The sequence below is a fragment of the Streptomyces iconiensis genome, from assembly GCF_028657195.3.
Taxonomy (GTDB): domain Bacteria; phylum Actinomycetota; class Actinomycetes; order Streptomycetales; family Streptomycetaceae; genus Streptomyces; species Streptomyces iconiensis.
In genome coordinates, this window is record NZ_JANCPR020000001.1 from 123,845 (window position 1) to 145,544 (window position 21,700).

Here is a 21,700-nt window from a genome sequence, read left to right on the forward strand (position 1 = left end):
CGGCCGACCGCGCCCTGGCCTGCGGCCCGTCGCGCACCACTCCCCGTAACTCCCTCCGCGCACCGGGACCTCCTGGGCGCCCCGGAACACCCGAGCCGCCCGAGACCGACTCATCGAGACCCACCGAACCTGCGAACCGAACCCGCGAAACGCGCGAAACACCGAGAGGCTTCTCATGACCGCAGCGCCGCCCATCCGGATCGTTCTCGCCGACGACCAGACCCTCGTGCGCGCCGCCTTCGCGATGCTCGTCGCCTCGGCACCGGACATGTCCGTCGTCGGGGAGGCCGGCACGGGGCGGGAGGCCGTGGCGGTGACCCGTTCGGCACGGGCCGACGTGGTGGTGATGGACATTCGCATGCCCGACCTGGACGGCATCGAGGCGACCCGGCTCATCGCGGCGGACGAGGACCTCAGCGGCGTGCGGATTCTCGTGCTCACCACGTACGACACCGACGAGCACGTCGTCGAGGCACTGCGCGCCGGGGCCTCCGGGTTCCTGGTCAAGGACACCAAGCCGGCGGATCTTCTCGATGCCATACGGACCGTCGCAGCCGGTGACTCGCTGCTCTCGCCAGGGCCCACGGCCCGGCTGATCGCGCGCGTCCTGCGCGCGCCGGAGGCACCCGCTCCGGGCGAGCACGGCCCGGACGCACTGCACGTACTGTCCGTACGCGAACGCCAGGTACTCTCCCTGGTCGCGCGCGGCCTGAACAACACCGAGATCGCAGAGGCCCTCGGCCTCTCGCCGCTCACCGCCAAGACCCACGTGAGCCGCATCATGGGCAAACTCTCCGTACGCGACCGCGCACAACTGGTCATCGCCGCGTACGAGTCCGGCCTGGTCACCCCGGGAACCCCCACCTGACCCGCCGGTACGGGACAATGCGCGTATGAGTCAGTCCCATGCCGCGAAGCCGCGCCGCGAGGCGGTGGCCTCGTGAGCCTGTTCCGCGACGACGGCATCGTGCTGCGCACACAGCTGTTGTCTTCCGGGGGGCGACCCCCGTACCCCCGGCCGGAGCGCGAGGCGGTGGTCTCGTGAGCTTGTTCCGCGACGACGGCATCGTGCTGCGCACTCAGAAGCTGGGTGAGGCGGACCGCATCATCACTGTGCTTACGCGGGGTCACGGGCGGGTGCGGGCCGTGGCGCGGGGGGTGCGGCGGACGAAGTCGAAGTTCGGGGCGCGGCTGGAGCCGTTCAGCCATGTGGATGTGCAGTTCTTCGCGCGGGGCAGCGAACTGGTGGGGCGGGGCCTGCCCCTGTGCACGCAGACGGAGACGATCGCCGCGTACGGCCAGGGCATCGTGGCGGACTACGACAGGTACACCGCAGGTACGGCCATGCTGGAGACCGCCGAGCGGTTCACGGACCACGAGGGCCAGCCCAATGTGCAGCAGTATCTGCTGCTGGTGGGCGGGTTGCGCACGCTGGCCTCGGGCGAGCACGGGCCTGGGCTCGTGCTGGACGCGTTCTTGCTGCGCTCCCTCGCCATGGGCGGCTACGCGCCCAGTTTCGGCGACTGCGCGAAGTGCGGGCTGCCGGGACCGAACCGGTTCTTCTCCGTGGGCTCCGGCGGCGTGGTGTGCGGCGACTGCCGGGTGCCGGGCAGCGTGGTGCCCTCGCCGGAGGCGCTGCGGTTGCTGGGGGCCCTGCTGACCGGGGACTGGGCGACGGCTGACGCCGCCGAGGCGCGGCACTGCCGCGAGGGGTCGGGGCTGGTTTCGGCGTATCTGCACTGGCACATGGAGCGCGGTCTGCGCTCCCTGCGGTACGTCCGGCAGGCGCCGAGCCGTTAGGCTCAGCCGGGTCCCTGCCGTAGGCCCCGCTGGAGATGAGTACCGAGATGGCACGCCGCGGAATGCTGTCCTGGCAGCAGCAACGCGAGTACGCAAGGCCCGAGCCGCACCCCTCGGGTGCCCGCCCGCCCAAGATCCCCGGTGAGCTGGTCCCGAACCATGTGGCGGTCGTCATGGACGGCAACGGCCGGTGGGCCAAGGAGCGTGGCCTGCCCCGTACGGAGGGGCACAAGGTCGGCGAGGGCGTCGTCATGGACGTGCTCAAGGGCTGCCTGGAGATGGGCGTCAAGAATCTCTCCCTGTACGCGTTCTCGACGGAGAACTGGAAGCGCTCACCCGAAGAGGTCCGCTTCCTCATGAACTTCAACCGCGACGTGATCCGCCGCCGCCGTGACGAGATGGACGCGCTCGGCATCCGTATCCGCTGGGTCGGCCGGATGCCCAAGCTGTGGAAGTCGGTCGTGCAGGAGCTGCAGATAGCGCAGGAGCAGACGACGCGCAACGACGCGATGACGCTCTACTTCTGCGTCAACTACGGCGGCAGGGCCGAGCTGGCCGACGCGGCGCAGGCCCTCGCCGAGGACGTGCGCGCGGGCAAGCTCGACCCGTCGAAGGTGAACGAGAAGACGTTCGCGAAGTACCTCTACTACAGCGACATGCCGGACGTCGATCTCTTCCTGCGCCCCTCCGGCGAGCAGCGCACCTCCAACTACCTGATCTGGCAGAGTGCTTACGCCGAGATGGTCTACCAGGACGTACTGTGGCCGGACTTCGACCGGCGCGACCTGTGGCGTGCGTGCCTGGAGTACGCGCAGCGCGACCGCAGGTTCGGCGGCGCGCGGCCCGAGGGCAAGCAGAAGTAGGTCAGCCGGCGAAGTTCCAGCTCACGGTGCCGTTGGCGGTGACCGTGACGGCGAGCACGACGAGGTCGGCAGCGCCGAGTGCCGTGCCGAACAGGGCGCGGCCTCGGCGCGTGGTGTTCCGGGCGAGCGCGAGACCGCCCAGGACCAGGGCGCAGGGTCCGAGGAAGAGGTTGAAGACCAGCAGCCCGACCAGCCCCATGACGAACGAGGCGACGGCCATGCTGTCGGCGTTCTCCACCCCTTCGGGCTTGGTACGCGCCCTCCCAGCACCGCTGTCCCCGCCGTTGTCCGTGCCGGCGCGGCCCGTGGCGCCGGCGTCCACCGCGGTGCTGTCCGCGGGTGTGGTGTCGGTGGCGCTGTCCACGGCGGTGGTGGCTGTGGTGTCGGTGGCGACGTCCATGGCTGTGGTGTCGGTGGCTGTGTCCGTGGTGGAGGTGCTCACTGGGATCAACTCCCGTGCCGGTGACGGCGGTTGCGCTCTCGGACGGCGAAGACGAGCAGCCAGACGCCGATGACGGCGGCTGCCGTGAGGGTGACGGGCGGCGGCAGCTGGGCCGGTGGGCCAACGAGGAGGCCCAGCAGGAGGAACGCCGCGACAAGGAAGATCATCTGTTTCGCTCTCCCCACTCGTTGCGTGGTAACGGGCTTCCGGTTTCAGTGAACAGTTGTGATTACAACTGTTCACTGAGTTCGAGCGTACAGCATTGCCAGCAGTGGGCGCACAACTGTTTACTGAAGTACATGAGCAGCACCCAGGTCCGCCCCTCGCAGCGCGAGGCCCAGAAGGCCAGAACCCGCCGCGCCCTCCTGGATGCCGGGCTGTCGCTACTGGAGCACCAGAGCCTCAGCAGCCTCGGACTGCGCGAGATCACCCGCGCCGTAGGGGTGTCGCCCGCCGCCTTCTACCGGCACTTCCGCGATGTCGCCGACCTGGGTGTGGCGCTGGTCGAGGACTCGCTCGGTGCTCTCCACGGAGTCGTCACCTCCGGTCTGGCCGAGCGCAGCGAGGACGGCGACCGTATCGACCACTCGGTGGAGGCCATCGCCGCCTTCGTTCGCGAACACCCTGAGCACATCCGCTTCGTGGTCCGCGAACGGCGCGGGGGAGTGGCCGCCGTACGTGTCGCCATAGGCGCCCAGCTCGACCGGTTCGCCGACGAGGTGGCGCAGGTGCTCGCGGACGACGAGATCTCGCGGGACTGGAGCGCGGACGATCTGCGCATGCTCGGCGAGACCTATGTCGACCACATGGTGATGACCGCCTCCGCCTTCCTGGAGGCGGCCCAGGGCGAGGGTCCCGACGAGGCCGCCGTGGCGCGCACCGCACGCCGCCAGCTCCGGCTGATCAGCCTCGGCCGCAGGCACTGGACCTCGACCGACTGACCGGGAGCCCCCCTCCGGCCCGTGGCTCTCACCGCGTACGCCGCCACCGGTCTCACCGCGTACGCCAGCGGAAGAGCATGCCGCACAGCGGCAGCGCCACGGCGAGCAGCCCGACACACCAGGCGAGGGCATGCCAGTGGCTGTCGCCCAGTGGCTTGTCCAGCAGCAGTCCGCGCATCGACTCGATGACGGGCGTGACGGGCTGGTTCTCCGCGAAGCCGTGCAGCCAGCTCGGCATGGTGTCGATCGGCACGAACGCGCTGCTGGGGTAGGGCAGGAACAGCGTGAAGAACGTGAAACCCCCTGCCGCCTCAGGCGATTTGGCCAGCAGTCCTGCCGCCGCGGCCAGCCAGGAGAGCGCCGAGATGTAGAGCACGAGGATCACCAGCGCCGCCAGCCACGCGGCGGGACCCGCCTGCGGGCGGAAGCCGATGGCGAAGGCGACCGCGAGGACGGCGGCGGTCGCCACCGCGTTCCGCACCACGCTCGCCACCACATGCCCGGTCAGCAGGGCCGTACCGCTGGTGTCCATGGAGCGGAAGCGGTCGATGATGCCGGTGGTCATGTCGTTGCTGATGGTGGTCGCGGTCATCGAGGCGCCGTAGCCGGCGCACATCACCAGGACGCCGGGCGCCACATAGGTGACGTAGGTGCCCGTGCTGGTCTCTATCGCGCCCCCGAAGAAGTAGACGAACACCAGCATGAGCAGCACGGGCAGCACCAGCGAGGTGATCACCGCGTCGAGGTTGCGCCTGCTCAGCCGGATGCTGCGGGTGGCCATCACGGCGTAGTCACTCATGGGTCAGCTCCAGGAACACGTCGTCGAGGGTGGCGCTGTGCACGGCGAAGCGGGAGATCTCCACCCTGGCCGGGTCCAGTTCGTCCAGCAGGGCGCGTACCTGCGGCGCCGAACCGTCGGACGCCACCCCGAGCATCAGCTCCCCGGGCGCCTCGTGCACGGCGCGCCCGCCGAGCCGCCGGGCCATCGCGTCGTAGGCGTGCCGGTCGGTCATGGTCAGGTCGAGGCGCTGCGCCGCGACGCGCTTCTTCAGCTCGTCAGGAGTGCCCTCGGCGATGGCCGCGCCCCGGTCCAGGACGACGATGTGGTCGGCCAGCATGTCGGCCTCCTCCAGGTACTGCGTGGTGAGGAAGACCGTCACGCCCGCCTCGCCCAGCGACGCCACGACCTCCCACATCGTGCGCCGGCTGCGCGGATCGAGCCCGGTGGTGGGCTCGTCGAGGAAGACGACCTCGGGATCGCCGGTGAGCCCGGCGGCGATGTCGAGGCGCCGCCGCATGCCACCGGAGTACGTGGACACGCGGCGGCGCGCGGCGTCGGTGAGCGCGAAGCGCTCCAGCAACTCGCGTGCGGTGTGCGCGGCCTGGCAGCGTGAACGCCCGCGCAGCCGGGCCATCATGCGCAGGTTCTCCTCGCCGGTCTGCTCTTCGTCGAGCGCCGCGTACTGCCCCGTGAGGCTGATCGCGCTGCGTACGGCGGCCCGTTCGGCGATCACGTCGTGCCCGGCGACCCGGGCCTCGCCCGCGTCGGCCCGGGTGAGTGTCGTGAGGATGCGCACGGTGGTGGTCTTGCCCGCGCCGTTGGGCCCGAGCATCGCGAAGACGCTGCCACGCCGCACGCGCAGATCCAGCCCGCCGAGCACCCGCACGGCACCGTACGCCTTGGCCAGCCCGCGCGCCTCGATCGCCCAACTCCCCTGTGCTGACACAGCCTTCACGGTCACTCCCCCTCTTCTGCGTAGCCCGCACACGCCATTGCGTATGTCGTACACGCTACTGCGTATGTTATACACACCACCAGGGGGCGAGCGAAAGGGAACACCGGAAATGGCGAAGGAAGAGCAAGCGGGAACGGGCCTGCCGCCAGGTGTCGAGATCGCCTGGGGCCTGCGCGAGCGCCCCGGCAAGGGCCCGGCGCGCGGCCTGGACGTGGAGCGGATCGTCGCGGCGGCCATCGCGATCGCCGACAAGGAAGGGCTGGCCGCGGTCTCCATGAGCCGCGTCGCCTCGGACGTCGGCGTCTCGACGATGGCGCTGTACCGCTACGTCGCACGCAAGGACGACCTCCTGATGCTGATGGAGGACGCCGCAGCGGGCACACCCGTGCCGGGCCCGCCCCCCGAGGACGGCTGGCGTGCCGGCATCGCCCACTGGGCCCGCGCATACCACGACGTGCTGCGCAGGCACCTGTGGATCGTCCGCATCCCCATCAGCACGCCCCCGCTCTCACCCCACGGCGTCGAATGGATGGAACAGGCGCTCAGCTACCTACGCGGCACGACCCTGCACTCCGGGGAGCGCCTGGCAACGCTGATGATGCTCAGCGGCTACGTACGCAGCCACGTCGCCCTCCTGGCGGACATTGAGGAGGCGACCCGCGCGGCCAACAACTCCTGGGAAGACGTCGAACGCCACTACTGGACCCTCCTCGCCCAATTCACCGACCCCCACCGCTTCCCCGCCATCACCGAGATGCTCCACTCCGGCGAACTGGAAGAACTGGAAGGCGAGGCCGGCGCCAACGACGACTCCGACTTCGAATACGGCCTGACAGTCATGCTCAACGGCATCCAATCCCGCACCCAATAACCCCAGGGGGCTCCTGGGACACCCAGCGGGAGAGGGGCACGATCGCAGGGGCGCGGGGAACGGCGCGCTCAGCGCGAACGTACGGATGCCCGCGAGCAAAGCCCAGCCCCGACGGCGAGTTGGGCGCGCCAGCGGGAGAGGGGCACGATCGCAGGGGCGCGGGGAACGGCGCGCTCAGCGCGAACGTACGGATGCCTGCGAGCAAGGCTCAGCCCCGACGGCGAGTTGGGCGCGCCAGCGGGAGAGGGGCACGATCGCAGGGGCGCGGGGAACGGCGCGCTCAGCGCGAACGTACGGATGTCCGCGAGCAAGGCCCAGCCCCGATGGCGAGTTGAGCGCAGCAGCGCGAGGCCACAAGCGCGGGCCCGAGGGGCAAGGCTCAGCCCCAACGCCGAAGCGGGCGCGGCAACGCGCGAGGGCACAAACGCGGGGGCGCAAGGCAAAGCGCAAAGCGACCTAGCGCTGCGCGCAATCCCCGCAGGTCCCAAAAATCTCCACGGTATGGCCGACATTGACGAACCCGTGCTCGGCCGCCACAGAGGCGGCCCACTTCTCCACGGCCGGCCCCTCGACCTCGACCGCCTTGCCGCAGGACCGGCACACCAGGTGATGGTGGTGGTCATCGCTGTGGCACCGCCGGTACACCGCCTCGCCCTCGTCCGTGCGCAGCACGTCCACCTCGCCGGCGTCGGCGAGGGACTGCAGGGTGCGGTAGACCGTGGTCAGCCCGACCGAGTCGCCGCGGTGTTTGAGCATGTCGTGCAGTTCCTGCGCACTGCGGAACTCTTCGACCTCGGCGAGGGCCGCCGAGACGGCGGCGCGCTGCCGGGTGGACCGGCCGCGCACTGGGGGACCTGCGGTGGTCACTCGCTGGCTCCTTACGTTCGTCGGCTCCGGGGAGTTGAAGCGTTCGCGTCGGCCCATTGTGCCAGGCGCTCCCCCGGAGCGGTCATTACACCCTGGTGGGGCGCTCGGCGGCACCTTCCTGCCGGCGCTCCTCCCCGTCCGCTACCAGGGTGCCCCCTTCCTCCCCTCTCGCGACAGCCTTCCCCCGTCGCCGCGCCAGCGGCGCCGCCAGCGCCGTGACGAGCGCGAAGAGCGCGATGGCGAGCACGACGATGCTGGCGCCCGGGGGGACGTCGGCGTAGTACGAGGTCACGGTGCCCGACAGGGTCACCAGGACGCCGAAGCCGACCGACAGTCCGAGGGTCGCGGCGAAGCCGCGGGTGGCCTGCTGTGCCGCCGCGACGGGGATCACCATCAGCGCGCTGACCAGCAGCAGTCCGACGACCCGCATCGCGACCGTCACGGTCACGGCTGCCGTGACGGCGAGCAGCAGGTTCAGCAGCCGCACCGGCAGTCCTGTGACCCGCGCGAACTCCTCGTCCTGGCAGATCGCGAACAGCTGCCGCCGCAGTCCCAGCGAGACGGCCAGCACGAAGACGGACAGGCACACGATCGCCACGATGTCGGAGGCCGCGACGGTGGTGACCGAGCCGAACAGATACGTGGTGAGGTTCGCGTTGGAACCGTTCGGCGCCAAGTTGATGATCATGACGCCGCCCGCCATACCGCCGTAGAACAGCATGGCGAGCGCCAGATCGCCCCGCGCCTTGCCGTACCAGCGGATCAGCTCCATGACGACGGCGCCGATCGAGGAGACGAGCACCGCCATCCACACCGGGTTGGTGCTCAGCAGGAAGCCGAGCGCGACACCGGTGAGCGCCACGTGTCCGATTCCGTCGCCCATGATCGCCTGGCGGCGCTGGACGAGGTAGATCCCGACGGCGGGCGCCGCGATCCCCACGAGCAGCGCTGACAGCAGCGCCCGCTGCATGAAGGCGAAGCTCAGCATCTCGGTCATACCCGTGCTCCCGGTGTCGGTTCGCCCATGGACAGGCCCGTCTCGATCTTCGCCGCGCCCTCCCGCTGCGGTACCGAGCCGTGCGGGTGGCAGGCCAGGTCGTGCAGCTGGTCGGGGTTGTCCACCCGTTCCACGCGCCCGTCCCTGAGCACCACGGCCCGGTCGATCAGCGGCGCCAGCGGGCCGAGTTCGTGCAGGACGAGCAGGACGGAGCTGCCCTGTGCGACCTGTTCACGCAGCGTGCGGGCCAGCACCTCCTGGCTGACGACGTCCACGCCGGCCAACGGCTCGTCCATGATCAGCAGTTCCGGGTCGCTCGCCAGCGCGCGGGCGATCAGCACCCGCTGGTGCTGTCCGCCGGAGAGCGCGTCGACCGGGTCCTTGGCACGGTCCGCCATGCCCACCAGCTCCAGTGCCCTGCGTACGGCCGCCTTGTCGGCGGCGCTCAGCGGCCGGAACCTGCGCCGCGCCAGCCGCCCCGCCGAGACGACCTCGCGCACCGTGGCGGGCACCCCGGCAGCCGCCGTCGAGCGCTGCGGTACGTAGCCGAGCCGCCGCCACTGGCGGAAGCGCGCCAACGGCGTGCCGAACAGCTCCAGTTCGCCCCCGGTCAGCGGCACCTGTCCCAGTACGGCCTTGACCGTCGTGGACTTGCCCGAGCCGTTGGCGCCCAGCAGCGCGACGGTCTCGCCCGGTCCCACGGTCAGATCCACCCCGCGCAGCACGGGCCGCCCGCCGAGTGTGGCGTAGGCCCGGCGCAGAGAGACGGCCGGAGCCGTCTGTGCGTCCGTCTCCGCGCCCGCGCCGGGTGCCGGCGCCCCGGCTATCGCGGGTTCGGAGTCCTGTGCGCCTGCGGGCGCCTGTGCCTTCCTCACGTGTACGTCCTCACTGTGCGCCGAGCGCGGTCTTGAGCGCGGTCAGGTTCTGGTGCATCACGGAGAAGTAGTCCTGCTTCTTGGGGTCCTTCAGGCTCTCCAGCGGGCTGAGGACGGAGGTCTTCAGCCGCAGATCCTTCGCGAGCGTCTTCGCGGTCTTGTCGCTGGCGTTGTCCTCGAAGAAGACGGTGTCGACGTCGTCCTTCTTGGCGACGGCGTGCAGGTCCTTCATCCGGGAGGCGCTGGGCTCCGACTCGGGGTCGATGCCGGAGACGGCTTCCTCGTGCAGGCCGTAGCGCTCCGCGAGATAGCCGAAGGCGGCGTGCGTGGTGATGAAGGTGTCGGTCTTCTTGCTCTTCAGGCCCTTTTCGAAGTCCCCGTTCAGTTTGTCGATCCGGGAGACGAGTGCCTCGGTGTTCTTCTTGTACTCGGCCTTGTGGTCGGGGTCGGCCTTCTGGAGCTGCTTGCCGACGCCCTTGGCGATCTGCGCGTAGCGCACCGGGTCCAGCCACACGTGGGGGTCGGCACCGGCCTCGTCGCCGTGGTCATGCCCCTCATGGCCGTGCTCGTCCCCGTGCTCGCCCTCATGGTCACCGCCGCCCTTGTGGCCCTTCTCGCCGTGCACCTCGTTCCCGTGCTTCTCCAGGCTGGTGAAGGAGGTGGCCTCGGCGACGTTCTTGACCCCGGACTGCTTGACGGCCTCGTCGACGGCCGGCTGGAGCCCCTTGAGGTAGACGATCATGTCGACCTCGCTCAGTTCCCCGGTCTGCTTCGGGCTGAGTTCCAGGTCGTGCGGCTCGACGCCGGGCTTGGTCAGGTTCTGCACCTGGACGCGGTCGCCGCCGATCTCCTGGGCGAGGAACGCCATCGGATAGAACGAGGCGGCGACGCTCACCTTGCCGTTCGCCGTGCCGGAGTCGTCACCGCAGGCGGCGAGGGTGAGTGCACCGACACCGAGTGCGGTGAGGGCAGCGCTTGCGCGTATGAGCCGACGAGGGCCAGGACCATTGTTCATGACACTCATTTTCACCCTTGATGGAAACGATTGTCAACTAAAGCTTCGCTCTCCGTGATCACCCGGACGGGTGGCCCGGCTCCGGGCGCCGGGAACCGGAACCGATTTGATTCCGACCCCTCGCCCCTCGGTAATCTGGGGTATTCCGTCGTCGTAATGAAGAGAGCACCGTGGCCGCCGACAAGATCGACAGCATCGTCAGCCTGAGCAAGCGCCGTGGCTTCGTTTACCCGTGCAGTGAGATCTACGGTGGCCAGCGCGCCGCCTGGGACTACGGGCCGCTGGGCGTTGAGCTCAAGGAGAACATCAAGCGCCAGTGGTGGCGTGCCATGGTCACCTCGCGCGACGACGTGGTCGGGCTCGACTCGTCGGTGATTCTGGCCCCCGAGGTCTGGGAGGCTTCGGGCCATGTCTCCACCTTCACCGATCCGCTCACCGAGTGCACCTCGTGCCACAAGCGCTTCCGTGCCGACCACCTGATCGAGGCGTACGAGGCCAAGCACGGCCGCGAGCCCTCCAACGGCCTCGCGGACATCAACTGCCCGCACTGCGGCAACAAGGGCGGCTTCACCGAGCCCAAGCAGTTCTCGGGCCTGCTCTCGACGCACCTCGGTCCCACCCAGGACTCGGGTGCCGTCACTTATCTGCGTCCCGAGACAGCCCAGGGCATCTTCACCAACTTCGCCCAGGTGCAGCAGACTTCGCGCAAGAAGCCGCCGTTCGGCATCGCGCAGATGGGCAAGTCCTTCCGGAACGAGATCACGCCGGGCAACTTCATCTTCCGTACCCGCGAGTTCGAGCAGATGGAGATGGAGTTCTTCGTCAAGCCGGGCGAGGACGAGGAGTGGCAGCAGTACTGGATGGAGCAGCGCTGGGCCTGGTACCGGGGTCTCGGCATCCGCGAGGAGAACATCCGGTGGTACGAGCACCCGAAGGAGAAGCTCTCCCACTACTCCAAGCGCACGGCCGACATCGAGTACCGCTTCCAGTTCGGCGGCAGCGAGTTCGGTGAGCTGGAGGGCGTCGCCAACCGCACCGACTTCGACCTCACCGCGCACTCCAAGGCGTCGGGTCACGACCTGTCGTACTTCGACCAGGAGGCCGGCGAGCGCTGGGTGCCGTACGTGATCGAGCCCGCCGCCGGTGTGAACCGCGCGATGCTCGCCTTCATGCTCGACGCCTACATCGAGGACGAGGCGCCCAACGCCAAGGGCAAGATGGAGAAGCGCACCGTCATGCGCCTCGACCCGCGGCTGTCGCCCGTCAAGGTCGCGGTCCTGCCGCTGTCCCGCAACGAGAAGCTCTCGCCCAAGGCCCGCGGCCTGGCCGAGGCGCTGCGCCAGCACTGGAACATCGAGTTCGACGACGCGGGTGCCATCGGCCGCCGCTACCGCCGCCAGGACGAGATCGGTACGCCGTTCTGCGTCACCGTCGACTTCGACACCCTTGACGACAACGCCGTCACGGTGCGTGAGCGCGACACGATGAAGCAGGAGCGGGTCTCCCTCGACCAGATCGAGGGCTACCTCGGCAGCCGCCTCCTGGGCTGCTGACGCTCACCCTTCACGCCCGTACGCGCGAGGGCCCGGCTCCCCAGGGGGCCGGGCCCTCGCGCGTATGCGGAAGCGCGCTGTGCTCAGCGCTTCGTGCGCTCAGCTCTCCGTGCGTGCGCTCAGCTCTCCGTGCGGCGCAGCACCAGGCTGACGAAGCCGAAGCTGTCGCGGTAGCCGTGCAGCCACTCCTCCCTGTGCACATCGGCTGCCTTCAACGCCTGGGCACTGTCCGGGTGTTCGGGATGGTCCAGTGCCCAGCGGGAGAGCGAACCGGTCCAGCGCCACTCGTAGTCGTCCAGCTCGTGACGGGTGCTGGCGTGCGCGTATACGGGGGTCCAGCCGGCGGTGCGCACCTTGTCGACGGTGGTCGGCAGGTCTTCGTACTCGCCCAGGATCTCCCGCGTGTGCGCGCTGGGCTCGGCGCGCCAGTATGCGTCGCCCACCAGTACGCAGCCGCCCGGCGCCAGGTGTTCACGCGCGGCGTCCAGGGTCGGCACCAGCCCGCCGAAGGCGTGCGAGGCGCCCACGATGAGCACCAGGTCGAACGGCTCCGCGGTGCTGAACGCCTCCGCCTCCGTACGGTGCAGCGTCAGCCGCTCCGCTACCCCCGCCTCCTCCGCATGCGCCCGTGCCCGCTCCAGCGCTCCGGCGGAGATGTCGACGCCCTCCGCCTTCGCCTCCGGATGCGCCGCCAGCACCCGCGTCAGCCAGGCACCCTCCCCGCACCCCAGGTCGAGCACCCGCGCGTCGGCGCGGGGGACCCCGGCTGCCAACAGCCGCCGTACGGACTCGTCTTCGAGGGGTGCGGCGATGGGGTGGTCGGCGTGCGCGAGCAGGGAGATCAGCTGTCTGTCCATGCGCGGCATCCTCGCAGGGGCCCGCGCCTCCGCACAGTTATTTACTTCTCGCCCTGCCGCTCGCCGTCTTCCGGCTCGTACCCGAACCCGATCGTCTCCAGTGCGAACCCGAACGGCTCGGGAAGGGGCACCTCCTCGCCGAACCCGACCGTCCTGCGCTCGGCATAGCCCAGCGGGGTCGGTGTGGAGAAGACGGAGACCGTGTGGTCCTCCATGTCCAGCAGCAGATACACCGGGACACCCGCCTTGCCGTACACCGGGAGCTTGTCCGTCCAGTCCACGGTCCTGATGGAGCCGGAGGTCAACTCGGCTACGAGGGTGAGGGCTTCGCCGTCGATGTAGCGGCTGGTGGTGCGGAATGCCTTCGCCGAGGCCACGAACACATCGGGCCCGTAAGCACGTTCTTGCCCGGGGAACGTGAAGAGATACCGGGAGCTCTCCACGAGCTGGCCTGGCCGCAGACGCGGTTCGAGCTGGGTTCGCAGGGAGCGCATAACGGCGAGGTAATACCCCTTCGACCATGGCGACATGACGATGCTTCCCCCGATGATCTCCGCCCGGTATCCCTCGGGCACCTTCATGGTCAAGAGCGTCCGGAACAGGGCCTGGAAACGGGCCTGGCCTTCGGGGGTCTCTATGGGTGTCGGTCGTTCGAGGTCCACAGTCATGACGCGCCCTCTTCGCCTGGTGAGCTGGTCGGCACCCACCGTAACCGCGCGCACCGACAGTGTGATCGGCTCACCGGGTCGGTTCACCGGAAAGCGGTCAAACGTTCCGGGCGGCGTTCAGTACGGCGTCGAGAAGGCCGGGGAAGAGGGGGTCGAGGTCGGTGCGGCGGAGGCAGCTGATCTTGGAGGTGCCTCGGTAGCACTGGTTGATGACGCCGGACTCACGCAGGACGCGGAAGTGGTGCGTGAGGGTGGAGGCGGAGACGGGGACGTCGACCTGGGAGCAGGTGGCGCCGAGTCCTTCGCCCTCGCCGAACGTGTCCAGCGTGGTCACGATGCGCAGCCGCGTCGGGTCCGCGAGCGCGTGCAGCACGGTCTCCAGGCGGATCTCCTCCCGTGCGGGGTGCGGGAGTTCGCGTACAGCCGTAGTCGTCGTCACGTCCTCCATAGTACGGGAACCATCGAAGTTTGACAGTTCCCGTAGTACGGCGGTTATCGTACTAGGCGTACCCCGGCCTTCTGTGCCACCGACTGATTGGGAGAGCGCTGTGAGCGCACTGTTCGAGCCCCTGACCCTGCGGTCCGTGACCGTGCCGAACCGCGTGTGGATGGCGTCGATGTGCCAGTACTCGGCGGCGCCCGAGGGTCCGGAACAGGGCGTGCCGACCGACTGGCACCTCGCCCACCTCGGCGCCCGTGCGGTCGGCGGCGTCGGCCTGGCGCTCTTCGAGGCGACGGCGGTCTCAGCCGACGGCCGTATCAGCCCTTACGACCTGGGCCTGTGGAACGACCGCCAGCAGGAAGCGTTCGCGCGGATCAACCAGTTCCTGAGCGCGCACGGCACCGTTCCCGGCGTCCAGATCGCCCACGCGGGGCGCAAGGCGTCCACCGAGCGCACCTGGGTGCGGCGCGGCGCCCCGCTGGCCCCCGGTGAGGGCCACGGCTGGCAGCCGGTCGGACCCAGCCCGCTCCCGTTCGACGAAGCCTCCACCACGCCGACCGAGCTGAGCAGGGACGAAATCCAGGCCCTCGTACGGCAGTTCGCCGACACCGCGCGGCGTGCGCACGCGGCCGGGTTCAAGACCGTCGAGGTACACGGCGCACACGGCTACCTCATCAACGAGTTCCTCTCGCCCTACTCCAACCACCGCACCGACGAGTACGGCGGCTCCTTCGAGGGCCGTACGCGCTTCGCGCTGGAGGTCGTCGAGGCCGTACGCGAGGTGTGGCCCGACGAACTGCCGCTGCTCTTCCGCATCTCGGCGACCGACTGGCTCACCGAGAACCCGGACGACGGCCGCGAGGGCTGGACCGGCGACGACACCGTCCGCTTCGCCAAGGAGCTGCACGCGCGCGGCGTCGACCTGCTGGACACCTCGACCGGCGGCAACGCGCCCGGCGCGCGGATCACGGCCGAGCCCAACTACCAGGTGCCGATCGCCGAGCGGGTCAAGAAGGAGACGGATCTGCCGGTGGGCGCCGTCGGGCTCATCACCGACCCGCACCAGGCCGAGGAGATCGTCGCCTCGGGCCGCGCCGACGCGGTCCTTCTCGCCCGCGAGCTGCTGCGCAGCCCGTACTGGGCCAACGAGGCCGCCAAGGTTCTCGGCGCCGAGCCCCGCTGGCCGAACCCGTACCACCGCGCGGTCTGACGCCACCCGGCCCGTCAGGACTCCCGGACACCCCGTCAGGACCCCCGGACACGCAGTCGTCCGGCGGTCCCGGCGGGCTCCGGCCGTCCGCTGCCGCGTCCCCGTCCCCGTCCCCGTTCCCGTTCCCGCCGTCCCCGTTCAGACGGCGGGGCTCGCGGGTTCGGGTGCGGTCTCGGAGGCGGGCGGTGGCGGTTGCGCCGTTTCGCGGCGGGCCCTGTGCTCCGTCAGCACCTCGCGCGCCAGCAGCATCAGCCGTTCCGCGTGCGGGTGCGCGCCCTGGAGCGGGCGTACGAGCCGCAGTGGCACGGGGTCGACGCCCGTCAGCGGTACGAAGTCGACGGCGGGGTGCGGGCGGCGGCGGCTCAGCAGCGCGGGGCCCACTCCGATGCCCTTGCCCGCGGCGATCAGCTCCAGCCACTCGTCGAAGTTGCGGCAGTTCACCACCGTCGCGGGACGGTGGCCTGCGGGCCAGCACTCCCCGCGCACCGTTCCGCTGACCGTATTGGCGACGATGGGGTGACGCGCCAGCTCCGTCCACTCCAGCGTGCTCAGCCGCGCCAGCGGCGAGGTCCGTGCCACAGCGGCGACCTGGTGCTCTCTGCCCAGCTCCAGCGCGCGCAGCCCGCGCGGCACCTCTTTCGTCCGCAGCAGCGCCACGTCGACGGACCGCTGGGTCACCCCGGCGTGCAGTTCGTCCCTGCGGGACAGTTCGACGGCCGTGCCCGTGTCCCGCTCGAACCGTTCGATCGCCTCGTGCAGCCAGTCGCCCGGCAGCAGCCAGGTGAAGCCCAGCCGCAGTGTGCGGGCCCCGGCGGGGGCGAGCGCCGCCTCCAGCCTGGGCAGTACGTCCGCCAGCTCGTTCCGCAGCCTGGCGCCCTCCTCGGTGAGCGCCACGTGCCGGGTGCTCCGCTCCAGCAGCCGTACGCCCAGCTCCTCCTCCAGGCGGTGGACGGAACGTGAGAGCGTCGGCTGCGAGACCCCCAACTCCGCTGCGGCTTCCGTGAAGTTGAGGGTCGCCGCGAGGGTGCGGAACGCCTGTAGTTGCCGCAGCCCTATGTTCCTGTCGAGCACCGCCCGTCACTCCCTGCCGCTGTCACCGTGGCCTTTGCCGGGTCCGTTCCCGACGCGGCCGTTCCCACCCGGGCTTCTCCCGTCGGGCGTTCTCCCGACCGGGCTTCCGTCGGCGTGGCTTCTCCCGCCGGGGCTTCTTCCGCCGGTGTGCCAGCGTAGAGCGGTCCCCGGCGCCCCCACGCCACGTGCACCAGCAGCCCGGCCAGCGCGAACCCGGCCGCGCACCAGGGCAGCACCGAGGCGTCCCAGCCGAGGCCGAACGCGAGCCCGCCCAGGCCGGAGCCCACCGCGCTGCCCAGGTAGAGAGCGGACTCGTTCAGCGCGACGGCGGTCGCCCCGTCCCGCGCACCGCGTGCGGCGAGCAGACCGTGCTGCTGCGGCACCTGTAGCGCCCACCCGACAGCGCCCCATACCGCGAGCGGGGCCAGCGCGACCAGCGGCGAGAGCCCGGCGGCCGGCCGCAGCGCGACCAGCGCCACCACGAGCAGCGCCATGATCCCCGTGACCAGTACATGCGGCCTGCGCACGCGGTCGACCCATTGCCCGACCAGCACGCTTCCCAGCACGCCGCCGACACCCCATGCCCACAGGTACGGGGTGATCCCCTCGACCCCGCCCATGGCGGGCGACGCCATCAGCGGCGCCAGATACGTGTAGAGCCCGAGGCTCGCGACCGCCGCGAGGAACGACACCCCCACGACGGCCGCGACCCGGCGGTCGGCCAGCACGGACAGGCGCTGCCGTACGGACAGGCGCTGTCGTTCGGTCATGCACTGCCGTTCGGCGACGGGCTGCCGTTCGGTGGCTGCTCCCCTCCCTCCCGTATAGCAGGCTTCCGGCCCTGTGCCCCGTGCGCCCGGTCCCGGGGCCGTCGCAGCGCCGGACCGGAGGTGGGGCAGCCATCCCGCCAGGCCCGCCAGCGCAGCCGCGCCCAGTGCCGCGACCATCCATAGCGTCGCCCGCCACCCGGTGTGCTCGGCGACGAGGACGCCCACCGGCACTCCGATCACGGTTCCGCTGCTCATGCCGCCCATCAGCAGCGCCAGCGCGCGCCCCCGCCGTTCGGGCCCCACCAGCGCGGCAGCCGCCGCTGCCGCCAGCGCCAGGTACAGCCCGGCGCCCGCACCCGCCACGGCCCTGGTGGCCAGCAAGGCGCCGAGCGAGGGCGCGAGCGCGCTACCGGCGTTGGCCAGCGCGAATACGGCCAAAGCGGCCAGCAGCGCGCGTCGTTGGCGCCGCTCGGAGCCGGCCGAAGACAGCGCGGCCAGTAGCGGTGAAGCGAGCGCGTACGCCAGGGTGAAGGCGGTGACCATCTGCCCCGTGGCGGCGATCGAGGCCCCGAGATCACCGGCGACCTCGGGCAGCAGCCCCGCTGTGACGTAGGCATCCAGCCCGAGGGCGAACGCCCCGACGGCCAGGAGAGAAACAAGACGCACGGAATGTCCTTCGCGTGAGCGTGAGCGTGGTTGTGGCGCTGGTTGTGGCGGTGGCCGTGGGGGTGGGGGAGCGGCGTGGTGCCACGCGTCGGAATGTAGGAACGGCGGGCCCTCGCACGGAAATGCGTGCGAGGGCCCGCCTGTACGGGATGCGTATAAGTGGCCGCGTGACCAGCGCCGTTGCCGCGCTACCAGCCCGGTACGACCAGCAGAGCCCACGTGGTCGCGGGCACGATCAGGACGAGGCTGAAGCCCCAGATCATCAAGCGGCGGAAGACGGTGTCGCGTTCGTCGTCGGTGGCGTTCGCTGTCACCAGGGCGCCGCTGGTCGAGAACGGCGAGGCGTCCACGACGGAGGAGGAGATGGCCAGCGCCGCGACCAGCGCGACCGCGCCGACCTCACCGCTCAGCAGGAACGGAACGGCCAGCGGGATCAGGGCACCGAGGATGCCGGTGGTGGAGGCGAAGGCGGTGACCAGAGCGCCGATGAGGCAGATCAGCAGCGCTGCCAGCAGCGGTGCCTCGATCGAGGTCACCTTCTCGCCGAGGAAGTCGATGGTGCCGATGCGGTCCATCAGATTGACGTACGTGACGATGCCGCACACCAGCAGCACGGTCGTCCAGGCGCACTTGTCGGCCGCGCCCTTTGCCGACTCCGGGGAGGCGAGGGAGAGGACGACGGCCACGCTGAGCGCCATCAGCCCGACGTCGAGGTCGAAGAAGAGGGCGCCGACGACGACGCCGAGCAGGCCGAGGAGGGTGAGGGTGCGGGGCAGGTCGAGGCCGATCGGCTGCTGCCGCCGGTCGGTGGGGACGCTGTCCGTCTTCCCGGCATCGCCGGTGTCCCCGGTGTCCCCGGTGCCTCCGGTGACGCTCAACGTGCTGGCGGGGGAGGCGGGTTGGGGTGGGGCCGACGCAGGGGTGCTCGGCGCCGGTTCGCCGGTGGGGGGCCGCGTCCGGTTCGGGCCCGTCACAGGTCGGCCCGTACCCGGTCGGCCCGTACTCGACTGCGACGCCCCCGAGCCGCCCCTCGGGGGAGCCGTCGCATCTGCCGTGCCCGTCACATCTGCCGTGGCCGGTGCGTCCGCCGTATCCCGCGCGTCCGCCGCGCCCGCCGCGCCTGGTGTGTCCGTCCCGCGTCGCCGGAGCAGTCCCCGGCCGCCGAACACGAAGAACGCGGCGATGTTCAGCAGGATGTTGAAGAGGAGGGAGAGGAGGAAGAGGGTTCCCGGGCTTCCGGGGAGGTCGTTGCGGGAGACGACGCCGTTGGTGATCGTGCCGTATACGCCGATGGGCGAGAAACCGCCGGCGCTGCCTCCGTTGATGATGAAGACGCCCATCAGCAGAGGGCTCATCCCGTAGCGCCGTGCGACGCTCATGCCGATGGGCGCGATGATGCCGACGGCGGCGGGAGTCACCGCTCCGACGCCCGCCAGCAAGGCGGTGACCAGGAACATCACCCAGGGCATCAGGGCCGCTCTGCCTCCCGTGGCTTGTATGCACCTGTGGACGAGCCAGTCCACGGTGCCGTTGTTCCCTGCGATGGCGAACAGGAAGGTCACGCCGACCAGGACCACGAAGAGGTCTCCGGGAAAACCGGCGAAGATCTGATCGGTCGACTGCGAGGCGAACGCGGTTCCCACGACGAAGGCCGCCACAAGGGCGAGGACCCCCATGTGGACGGAGAACACGGTGGCGACGGCGAACACCAGCACCAGGCCGATGATGGATATGACGTGATCTGACACGAGGCTTCCCTGCCTTCGGCCGATGGTCATGTGGGGGCCGGCCGGCGAGGCGGGCGCGTAGACGCGTAGACAGGGGAACCGTCCGGCTCGCGGGCAGCGCTGAGCGACCGCGCCCGCTCGGCAGCCGTGATGCGAGGTGCCCAGCGGGCAGCACGGATTCCGCGATACGGAATCCGTATTTCATCCCGGAAGTATTGAGATTCGCGTCACGTCACGTCAAGGGGTGGGACGCGGGAGGCGTTCCGCGGCCCGCGTGCCCCCGAGCGCGGCGCTGATCCCGGCCGCCGCCTCGCACACCAACGCCCCGTGTGCGGCCCGGGTTTCACTGGTCACGCGGCTGCTCGGTACGTTGACGCTGATGCTGGCCACCGGCCGTCCCGCCTTGCCGAGGACGGCGGCGGCGGTGGCGGAGACATCCGTGCGCCACTCGCCGTCATTGGTCGCGTAACCCCGTTCGCGGATACGCGCCAACTCGGCGCGCAGGCCGTCAGCCTCCGTGAGCGTCGTGTCGGTGAACCGAGGCAGGCCCTCGGCCAGGTGGCGTTCCAGCGCCTCGGGCCCACTGGCCGCCAGCACCGCCTTGCCGTTGGCTGAGGCGTGCAGGGGGAGGTTCTTGCCCAGCGGCAGGATGATGCGCACCGGCTGCGAGGTCTCCAGCCGCTCGATCAGCACCACCTTGCCGCCCTCGGGCACCGCCAGATGAACGGTCTCGTCGCACCGCCCGCGCAGCTCCTCCATCACCGGTACGGCCACGTCGCGCAGGCTCAGATCGCCGGTTGCGCCGCGGCTCACGAGCAGCGGCTTCGTCGTCAGTACCCAGCGAGTGGCCCCGCCGCCGTCGGCCTGGCGAATCCAGCCAGCGGTGTGCAGGGTCAACAGGGCGCGCTGGACCGTGCTCTTGGGGATCTCCAGGCCGCGTGCGAGATCGCCGACCCCTGCCGGCTGGCGGGCCGCGACCTCTTCCAGGACGCGCAGCGCGTTGAGGACGTTCTGCATCCGTTGACTCCCTCGACCGGCGCTCTCTATGCTCCCCGTGCCATGTTACGTCACACCGTGCCGTGAACCGGCACAATATGCAAGGGGGTTGGCCCACTTGACCCTTCACACCGGCCGCCACTTCCTCCAGATACCGGGCCCCACCAACGTCCCCGACCAGGTGCTCCGCGCCATGGCAGCGCCCACGATCGACCACCGCGGACCCGAGTTCGCCTCGCTGACGCTGCGTCTGCTGGAGGCGCTCAAGCCGGTGTTCGGCACCTCGGGTCCCGTCCTGATCTACCCCGCCTCCGGCACCGGCGCCTGGGAGGCCGCACTCGTCAACACCCTCAGCCCCGGTGACCGCGTGCTGTGCTTCGAGACCGGGCACTTCGCGACGCTCTGGCAGCGGATGGCCGGCGAACTGGGCCTGGACACCGAACTCGTCCCCGGCGACTGGCGGCACGGCGCCGACCCCGCACAGCTGGCCGAACGGCTCGCTGACGACAGCGCACACCGCATCAAGGCCGTCTGCGTCGTCCACAACGAGACCTCGACCGGCGTCACCAGCAGAATCCCCGAGATCAGGCGCGTACTCGACGAGGCGGACCACCCCGCGCTCCTGCTGGTCGACACCATCTCCTCACTCGGCTCGATCGACTACCGGCACGACGAGTGGGGCGTGGACGTCACCGTCGCGGGCTCGCAGAAAGGGCTCATGCTGCCGCCGGGGCTCAGTTTCAACGCCGTCAGCCAGAAGGCGCTGACCGCCTCCCGCAACGCCTTTCTGCGCAGGTCCTTCTGGGACTGGCGGCCGGTACTGGAGGCGAACCAGCGCGGCTACTTCCCGTACACCCCCGCCACCAACCTGCTCTACGGGCTCGACGAGGCGCTGCGCATGCTCGCGGCCGAGGGCCTGCCCGCCGTCTTCGCGCGCCACGCACGGCACGCGCGCGCCACCCGGGCCGCCGTACGCGGCTGGGGACTTGAGGTGCTGTGCGCCGACGAGCGCGAACACTCCGGCTCGCTCACCGCCGTACTGATGCCGTCCGGGCACGACGCCGACAAGGTCAGGAAGATCGTTCTGGAGCGGTACGACATGTCGCTCGGCGCAGGGCTGGGCAAGCTCGCCGGCAGGGTCTTCCGCATCGGCCACCTCGGCCACCTCGGCGACCTCACCCTCGCCGGAACCCTCGCCGGGGTGCAGATGGGCCTGGAGCGGGCCGGAGTCCCCCTCGCCCAGGGCGGCTTGCCCGCGACGCTGGACGTACTGCGCGGAGAGTGACGCCGCGTCGCCGTGATGCCGTGACGCCGCGTCGCCGTGATGCCGTGA

The 21,700-nt window shown here is 70.4% G+C and carries 23 protein-coding genes; 8 read left to right on the forward strand and 15 right to left on the reverse strand.

What is annotated here, in order from left to right; translation table 11 throughout:
- Positions 1 to 175: 175 nt before the first annotated feature.
- The 3 genes from NMN56_RS00510 (at position 176) to NMN56_RS00520 (ending at position 2,663) form a co-directional block, all read left to right on the forward strand.
- Complete coding sequence (locus NMN56_RS00510; protein ID WP_274039865.1) at positions 176 to 868, forward strand: response regulator; 693 nt, start codon at positions 176 to 178, stop codon at positions 866 to 868.
- Between the two features lie 173 nt (positions 869 to 1,041).
- The gene (gene recO / locus NMN56_RS00515) at positions 1,042 to 1,800 is read left to right on the forward strand and encodes a DNA repair protein RecO (RefSeq protein ID WP_274039864.1); all 759 of its coding nucleotides are present in this window, start codon (positions 1,042 to 1,044) and stop codon (positions 1,798 to 1,800) included.
- A gap of 47 nt (positions 1,801 to 1,847) precedes the next feature.
- Positions 1,848 to 2,663: an isoprenyl transferase gene (locus NMN56_RS00520; protein WP_274039863.1), complete on the forward strand. Its 816-nt coding sequence runs from the start codon at positions 1,848 to 1,850 to the stop codon at positions 2,661 to 2,663.
- A 1-nt stretch (position 2,664) separates the two neighbouring features.
- Here the strand turns inward: NMN56_RS00520 and NMN56_RS00525 are convergent, their stop codons facing one another.
- Entirely contained in the window at positions 2,665 to 3,063 is a 399-nt protein-coding gene (locus NMN56_RS00525; protein ID WP_274040000.1) for a DUF4190 domain-containing protein, read from the reverse strand.
- Positions 3,064 to 3,110: 47 nt separating this feature from the next.
- The gene (locus tag NMN56_RS00530; RefSeq protein ID WP_274039862.1) at positions 3,111 to 3,272 is read right to left on the reverse strand and encodes a hypothetical protein; all 162 of its coding nucleotides are present in this window, start codon (positions 3,270 to 3,272) and stop codon (positions 3,111 to 3,113) included.
- Positions 3,273 to 3,404: 132 nt separating this feature from the next.
- Here NMN56_RS00530 and NMN56_RS00535 point away from each other — a divergent pair, with 132 nt between their 5' ends.
- Complete coding sequence (locus tag NMN56_RS00535) at positions 3,405 to 4,046, forward strand: TetR family transcriptional regulator (protein ID WP_274039861.1); 642 nt, start codon at positions 3,405 to 3,407, stop codon at positions 4,044 to 4,046.
- 52 nt (positions 4,047 to 4,098) lie between these two features.
- Here NMN56_RS00535 and NMN56_RS00540 read toward each other — a convergent pair whose 3' ends face one another.
- Together NMN56_RS00540 and NMN56_RS00545 are read right to left on the reverse strand one after the other, a co-directional pair.
- Positions 4,099 to 4,845 (reverse strand): ABC transporter permease, encoded by a 747-nt coding sequence (locus NMN56_RS00540; protein ID WP_274039860.1) that lies wholly within the window; start codon positions 4,843 to 4,845, stop codon positions 4,099 to 4,101.
- Positions 4,838 to 5,782 carry an ATP-binding cassette domain-containing protein gene (locus NMN56_RS00545; protein WP_274039859.1) on the reverse strand — a complete coding sequence of 315 codons (945 nt, stop codon included), beginning with the start codon at positions 5,780 to 5,782 and terminating at the stop codon, positions 4,838 to 4,840. The genes NMN56_RS00540 and NMN56_RS00545 overlap by 8 nt, the downstream gene beginning before the upstream one ends.
- A 109-nt stretch (positions 5,783 to 5,891) precedes the next feature.
- Between NMN56_RS00545 and NMN56_RS00550 the strand changes: the two genes are divergently transcribed.
- Positions 5,892 to 6,653, forward strand: a complete 762-nt coding sequence (locus NMN56_RS00550) for a TetR/AcrR family transcriptional regulator (protein WP_274039858.1) — start codon at positions 5,892 to 5,894, stop codon at positions 6,651 to 6,653.
- A gap of 456 nt (positions 6,654 to 7,109) precedes the next feature.
- Here NMN56_RS00550 and NMN56_RS00555 read toward each other — a convergent pair whose 3' ends face one another.
- The 4 genes from NMN56_RS00555 to NMN56_RS00570 all read right to left on the reverse strand — a co-directional run bounded on the left by NMN56_RS00555 (position 7,110) and on the right by NMN56_RS00570 (position 10,407).
- On the reverse strand, positions 7,110 to 7,520 hold the full coding sequence (locus tag NMN56_RS00555; protein ID WP_274039857.1) for a Fur family transcriptional regulator: 411 nt from the start codon (positions 7,518 to 7,520) through the stop codon (positions 7,110 to 7,112).
- Positions 7,521 to 7,605: 85 nt separating this feature from the next.
- Positions 7,606 to 8,517, reverse strand: a complete 912-nt coding sequence (locus NMN56_RS00560) for a metal ABC transporter permease (RefSeq protein ID WP_274039856.1) — start codon at positions 8,515 to 8,517, stop codon at positions 7,606 to 7,608.
- On the reverse strand, positions 8,514 to 9,344 hold the full coding sequence (locus tag NMN56_RS00565; protein ID WP_274039999.1) for a metal ABC transporter ATP-binding protein: 831 nt from the start codon (positions 9,342 to 9,344) through the stop codon (positions 8,514 to 8,516). Before NMN56_RS00565 ends, NMN56_RS00560 begins: the two co-directional genes overlap by 4 nt.
- A 58-nt stretch (positions 9,345 to 9,402) precedes the next feature.
- On the reverse strand, positions 9,403 to 10,407 hold the full coding sequence (locus tag NMN56_RS00570) for a metal ABC transporter substrate-binding protein (protein ID WP_274039855.1): 1,005 nt from the start codon (positions 10,405 to 10,407) through the stop codon (positions 9,403 to 9,405).
- A gap of 170 nt (positions 10,408 to 10,577) precedes the next feature.
- On the opposite strand from NMN56_RS00570, the gene NMN56_RS00575 reads away from it, so the two are divergent.
- A complete protein-coding gene (locus tag NMN56_RS00575) occupies positions 10,578 to 11,960 on the forward strand; it encodes a glycine--tRNA ligase (RefSeq protein WP_274039854.1) in 1,383 nt (460 codons plus the stop codon).
- Between the two features lie 119 nt (positions 11,961 to 12,079).
- Here the strand turns inward: NMN56_RS00575 and NMN56_RS00580 are convergent, their stop codons facing one another.
- From NMN56_RS00580 to NMN56_RS00590, 3 genes are all read right to left on the reverse strand, one after another.
- Positions 12,080 to 12,817 (reverse strand): SAM-dependent methyltransferase, encoded by a 738-nt coding sequence (locus NMN56_RS00580; RefSeq protein ID WP_274039853.1) that lies wholly within the window; start codon positions 12,815 to 12,817, stop codon positions 12,080 to 12,082.
- Between the two features lie 41 nt (positions 12,818 to 12,858).
- Positions 12,859 to 13,485, reverse strand: a complete 627-nt coding sequence (locus NMN56_RS00585; protein WP_274039852.1) for a Uma2 family endonuclease — start codon at positions 13,483 to 13,485, stop codon at positions 12,859 to 12,861.
- Positions 13,486 to 13,582: 97 nt separating this feature from the next.
- Positions 13,583 to 13,933 (reverse strand): ArsR/SmtB family transcription factor, encoded by a 351-nt coding sequence (locus NMN56_RS00590; protein WP_274039851.1) that lies wholly within the window; start codon positions 13,931 to 13,933, stop codon positions 13,583 to 13,585.
- A 100-nt stretch (positions 13,934 to 14,033) separates the two neighbouring features.
- Here NMN56_RS00590 and NMN56_RS00595 point away from each other — a divergent pair, with 100 nt between their 5' ends.
- Positions 14,034 to 15,137 carry an NADH:flavin oxidoreductase/NADH oxidase gene (locus NMN56_RS00595; RefSeq protein ID WP_274039850.1) on the forward strand — a complete coding sequence of 368 codons (1,104 nt, stop codon included), beginning with the start codon at positions 14,034 to 14,036 and terminating at the stop codon, positions 15,135 to 15,137.
- Positions 15,138 to 15,275: 138 nt separating this feature from the next.
- Here the strand turns inward: NMN56_RS00595 and NMN56_RS00600 are convergent, their stop codons facing one another.
- The 4 genes from NMN56_RS00600 to NMN56_RS00615 form a co-directional block, all read right to left on the reverse strand.
- Entirely contained in the window at positions 15,276 to 16,208 is a 933-nt protein-coding gene (locus NMN56_RS00600) for a LysR family transcriptional regulator (protein WP_274039849.1), read from the reverse strand.
- Entirely contained in the window at positions 16,190 to 17,644 is a 1,455-nt protein-coding gene (locus tag NMN56_RS00605; RefSeq protein ID WP_274039848.1) for an MFS transporter, read from the reverse strand. The genes NMN56_RS00600 and NMN56_RS00605 overlap by 19 nt, the downstream gene beginning before the upstream one ends.
- Positions 17,645 to 17,832: 188 nt before the next feature.
- Entirely contained in the window at positions 17,833 to 19,392 is a 1,560-nt protein-coding gene (locus tag NMN56_RS00610; RefSeq protein ID WP_274039847.1) for an SLC13 family permease, read from the reverse strand.
- A gap of 216 nt (positions 19,393 to 19,608) precedes the next feature.
- Positions 19,609 to 20,388 (reverse strand): IclR family transcriptional regulator, encoded by a 780-nt coding sequence (locus NMN56_RS00615; RefSeq protein WP_274039846.1) that lies wholly within the window; start codon positions 20,386 to 20,388, stop codon positions 19,609 to 19,611.
- A gap of 97 nt (positions 20,389 to 20,485) precedes the next feature.
- Between NMN56_RS00615 and NMN56_RS00620 the strand changes: the two genes are divergently transcribed.
- Positions 20,486 to 21,652: a pyridoxal-phosphate-dependent aminotransferase family protein gene (locus NMN56_RS00620; RefSeq protein ID WP_274039845.1), complete on the forward strand. Its 1,167-nt coding sequence runs from the start codon at positions 20,486 to 20,488 to the stop codon at positions 21,650 to 21,652.
- The last annotated feature ends 48 nt before the right edge of the window (positions 21,653 to 21,700 follow it).

Coding starts and splice junctions, on each gene's coding strand:
- NMN56_RS00530 (WP_274039862.1), bottom strand. CDS start 3,272: ATGATCTTCCTTGTCGCGGCGTTCCTCCTGCTGGGCCTCCTCGTTGGC.
- NMN56_RS00585 (WP_274039852.1), bottom strand. CDS start 13,485: ATGACTGTGGACCTCGAACGACCGACACCCATAGAGACCCCCGAAGGC.
- NMN56_RS00510 (WP_274039865.1), top strand. CDS start 176: ATGACCGCAGCGCCGCCCATCCGGATCGTTCTCGCCGACGACCAGACC.
- NMN56_RS00540 (WP_274039860.1), bottom strand. CDS start 4,845: ATGAGTGACTACGCCGTGATGGCCACCCGCAGCATCCGGCTGAGCAGG.
- NMN56_RS00550 (WP_274039858.1), top strand. CDS start 5,892: ATGGCGAAGGAAGAGCAAGCGGGAACGGGCCTGCCGCCAGGTGTCGAG.
- NMN56_RS00535 (WP_274039861.1), top strand. CDS start 3,405: ATGAGCAGCACCCAGGTCCGCCCCTCGCAGCGCGAGGCCCAGAAGGCC.
- NMN56_RS00525 (WP_274040000.1), bottom strand. CDS start 3,063: ATGGACGTCGCCACCGACACCACAGCCACCACCGCCGTGGACAGCGCC.
- NMN56_RS00560 (WP_274039856.1), bottom strand. CDS start 8,517: ATGACCGAGATGCTGAGCTTCGCCTTCATGCAGCGGGCGCTGCTGTCA.
- NMN56_RS00570 (WP_274039855.1), bottom strand. CDS start 10,407: ATGAACAATGGTCCTGGCCCTCGTCGGCTCATACGCGCAAGCGCTGCC.
- NMN56_RS00590 (WP_274039851.1), bottom strand. CDS start 13,933: ATGGAGGACGTGACGACGACTACGGCTGTACGCGAACTCCCGCACCCC.
- NMN56_RS00520 (WP_274039863.1), top strand. CDS start 1,848: ATGGCACGCCGCGGAATGCTGTCCTGGCAGCAGCAACGCGAGTACGCA.
- NMN56_RS00580 (WP_274039853.1), bottom strand. CDS start 12,817: ATGGACAGACAGCTGATCTCCCTGCTCGCGCACGCCGACCACCCCATC.
- NMN56_RS00615 (WP_274039846.1), bottom strand. CDS start 20,388: ATGCAGAACGTCCTCAACGCGCTGCGCGTCCTGGAAGAGGTCGCGGCC.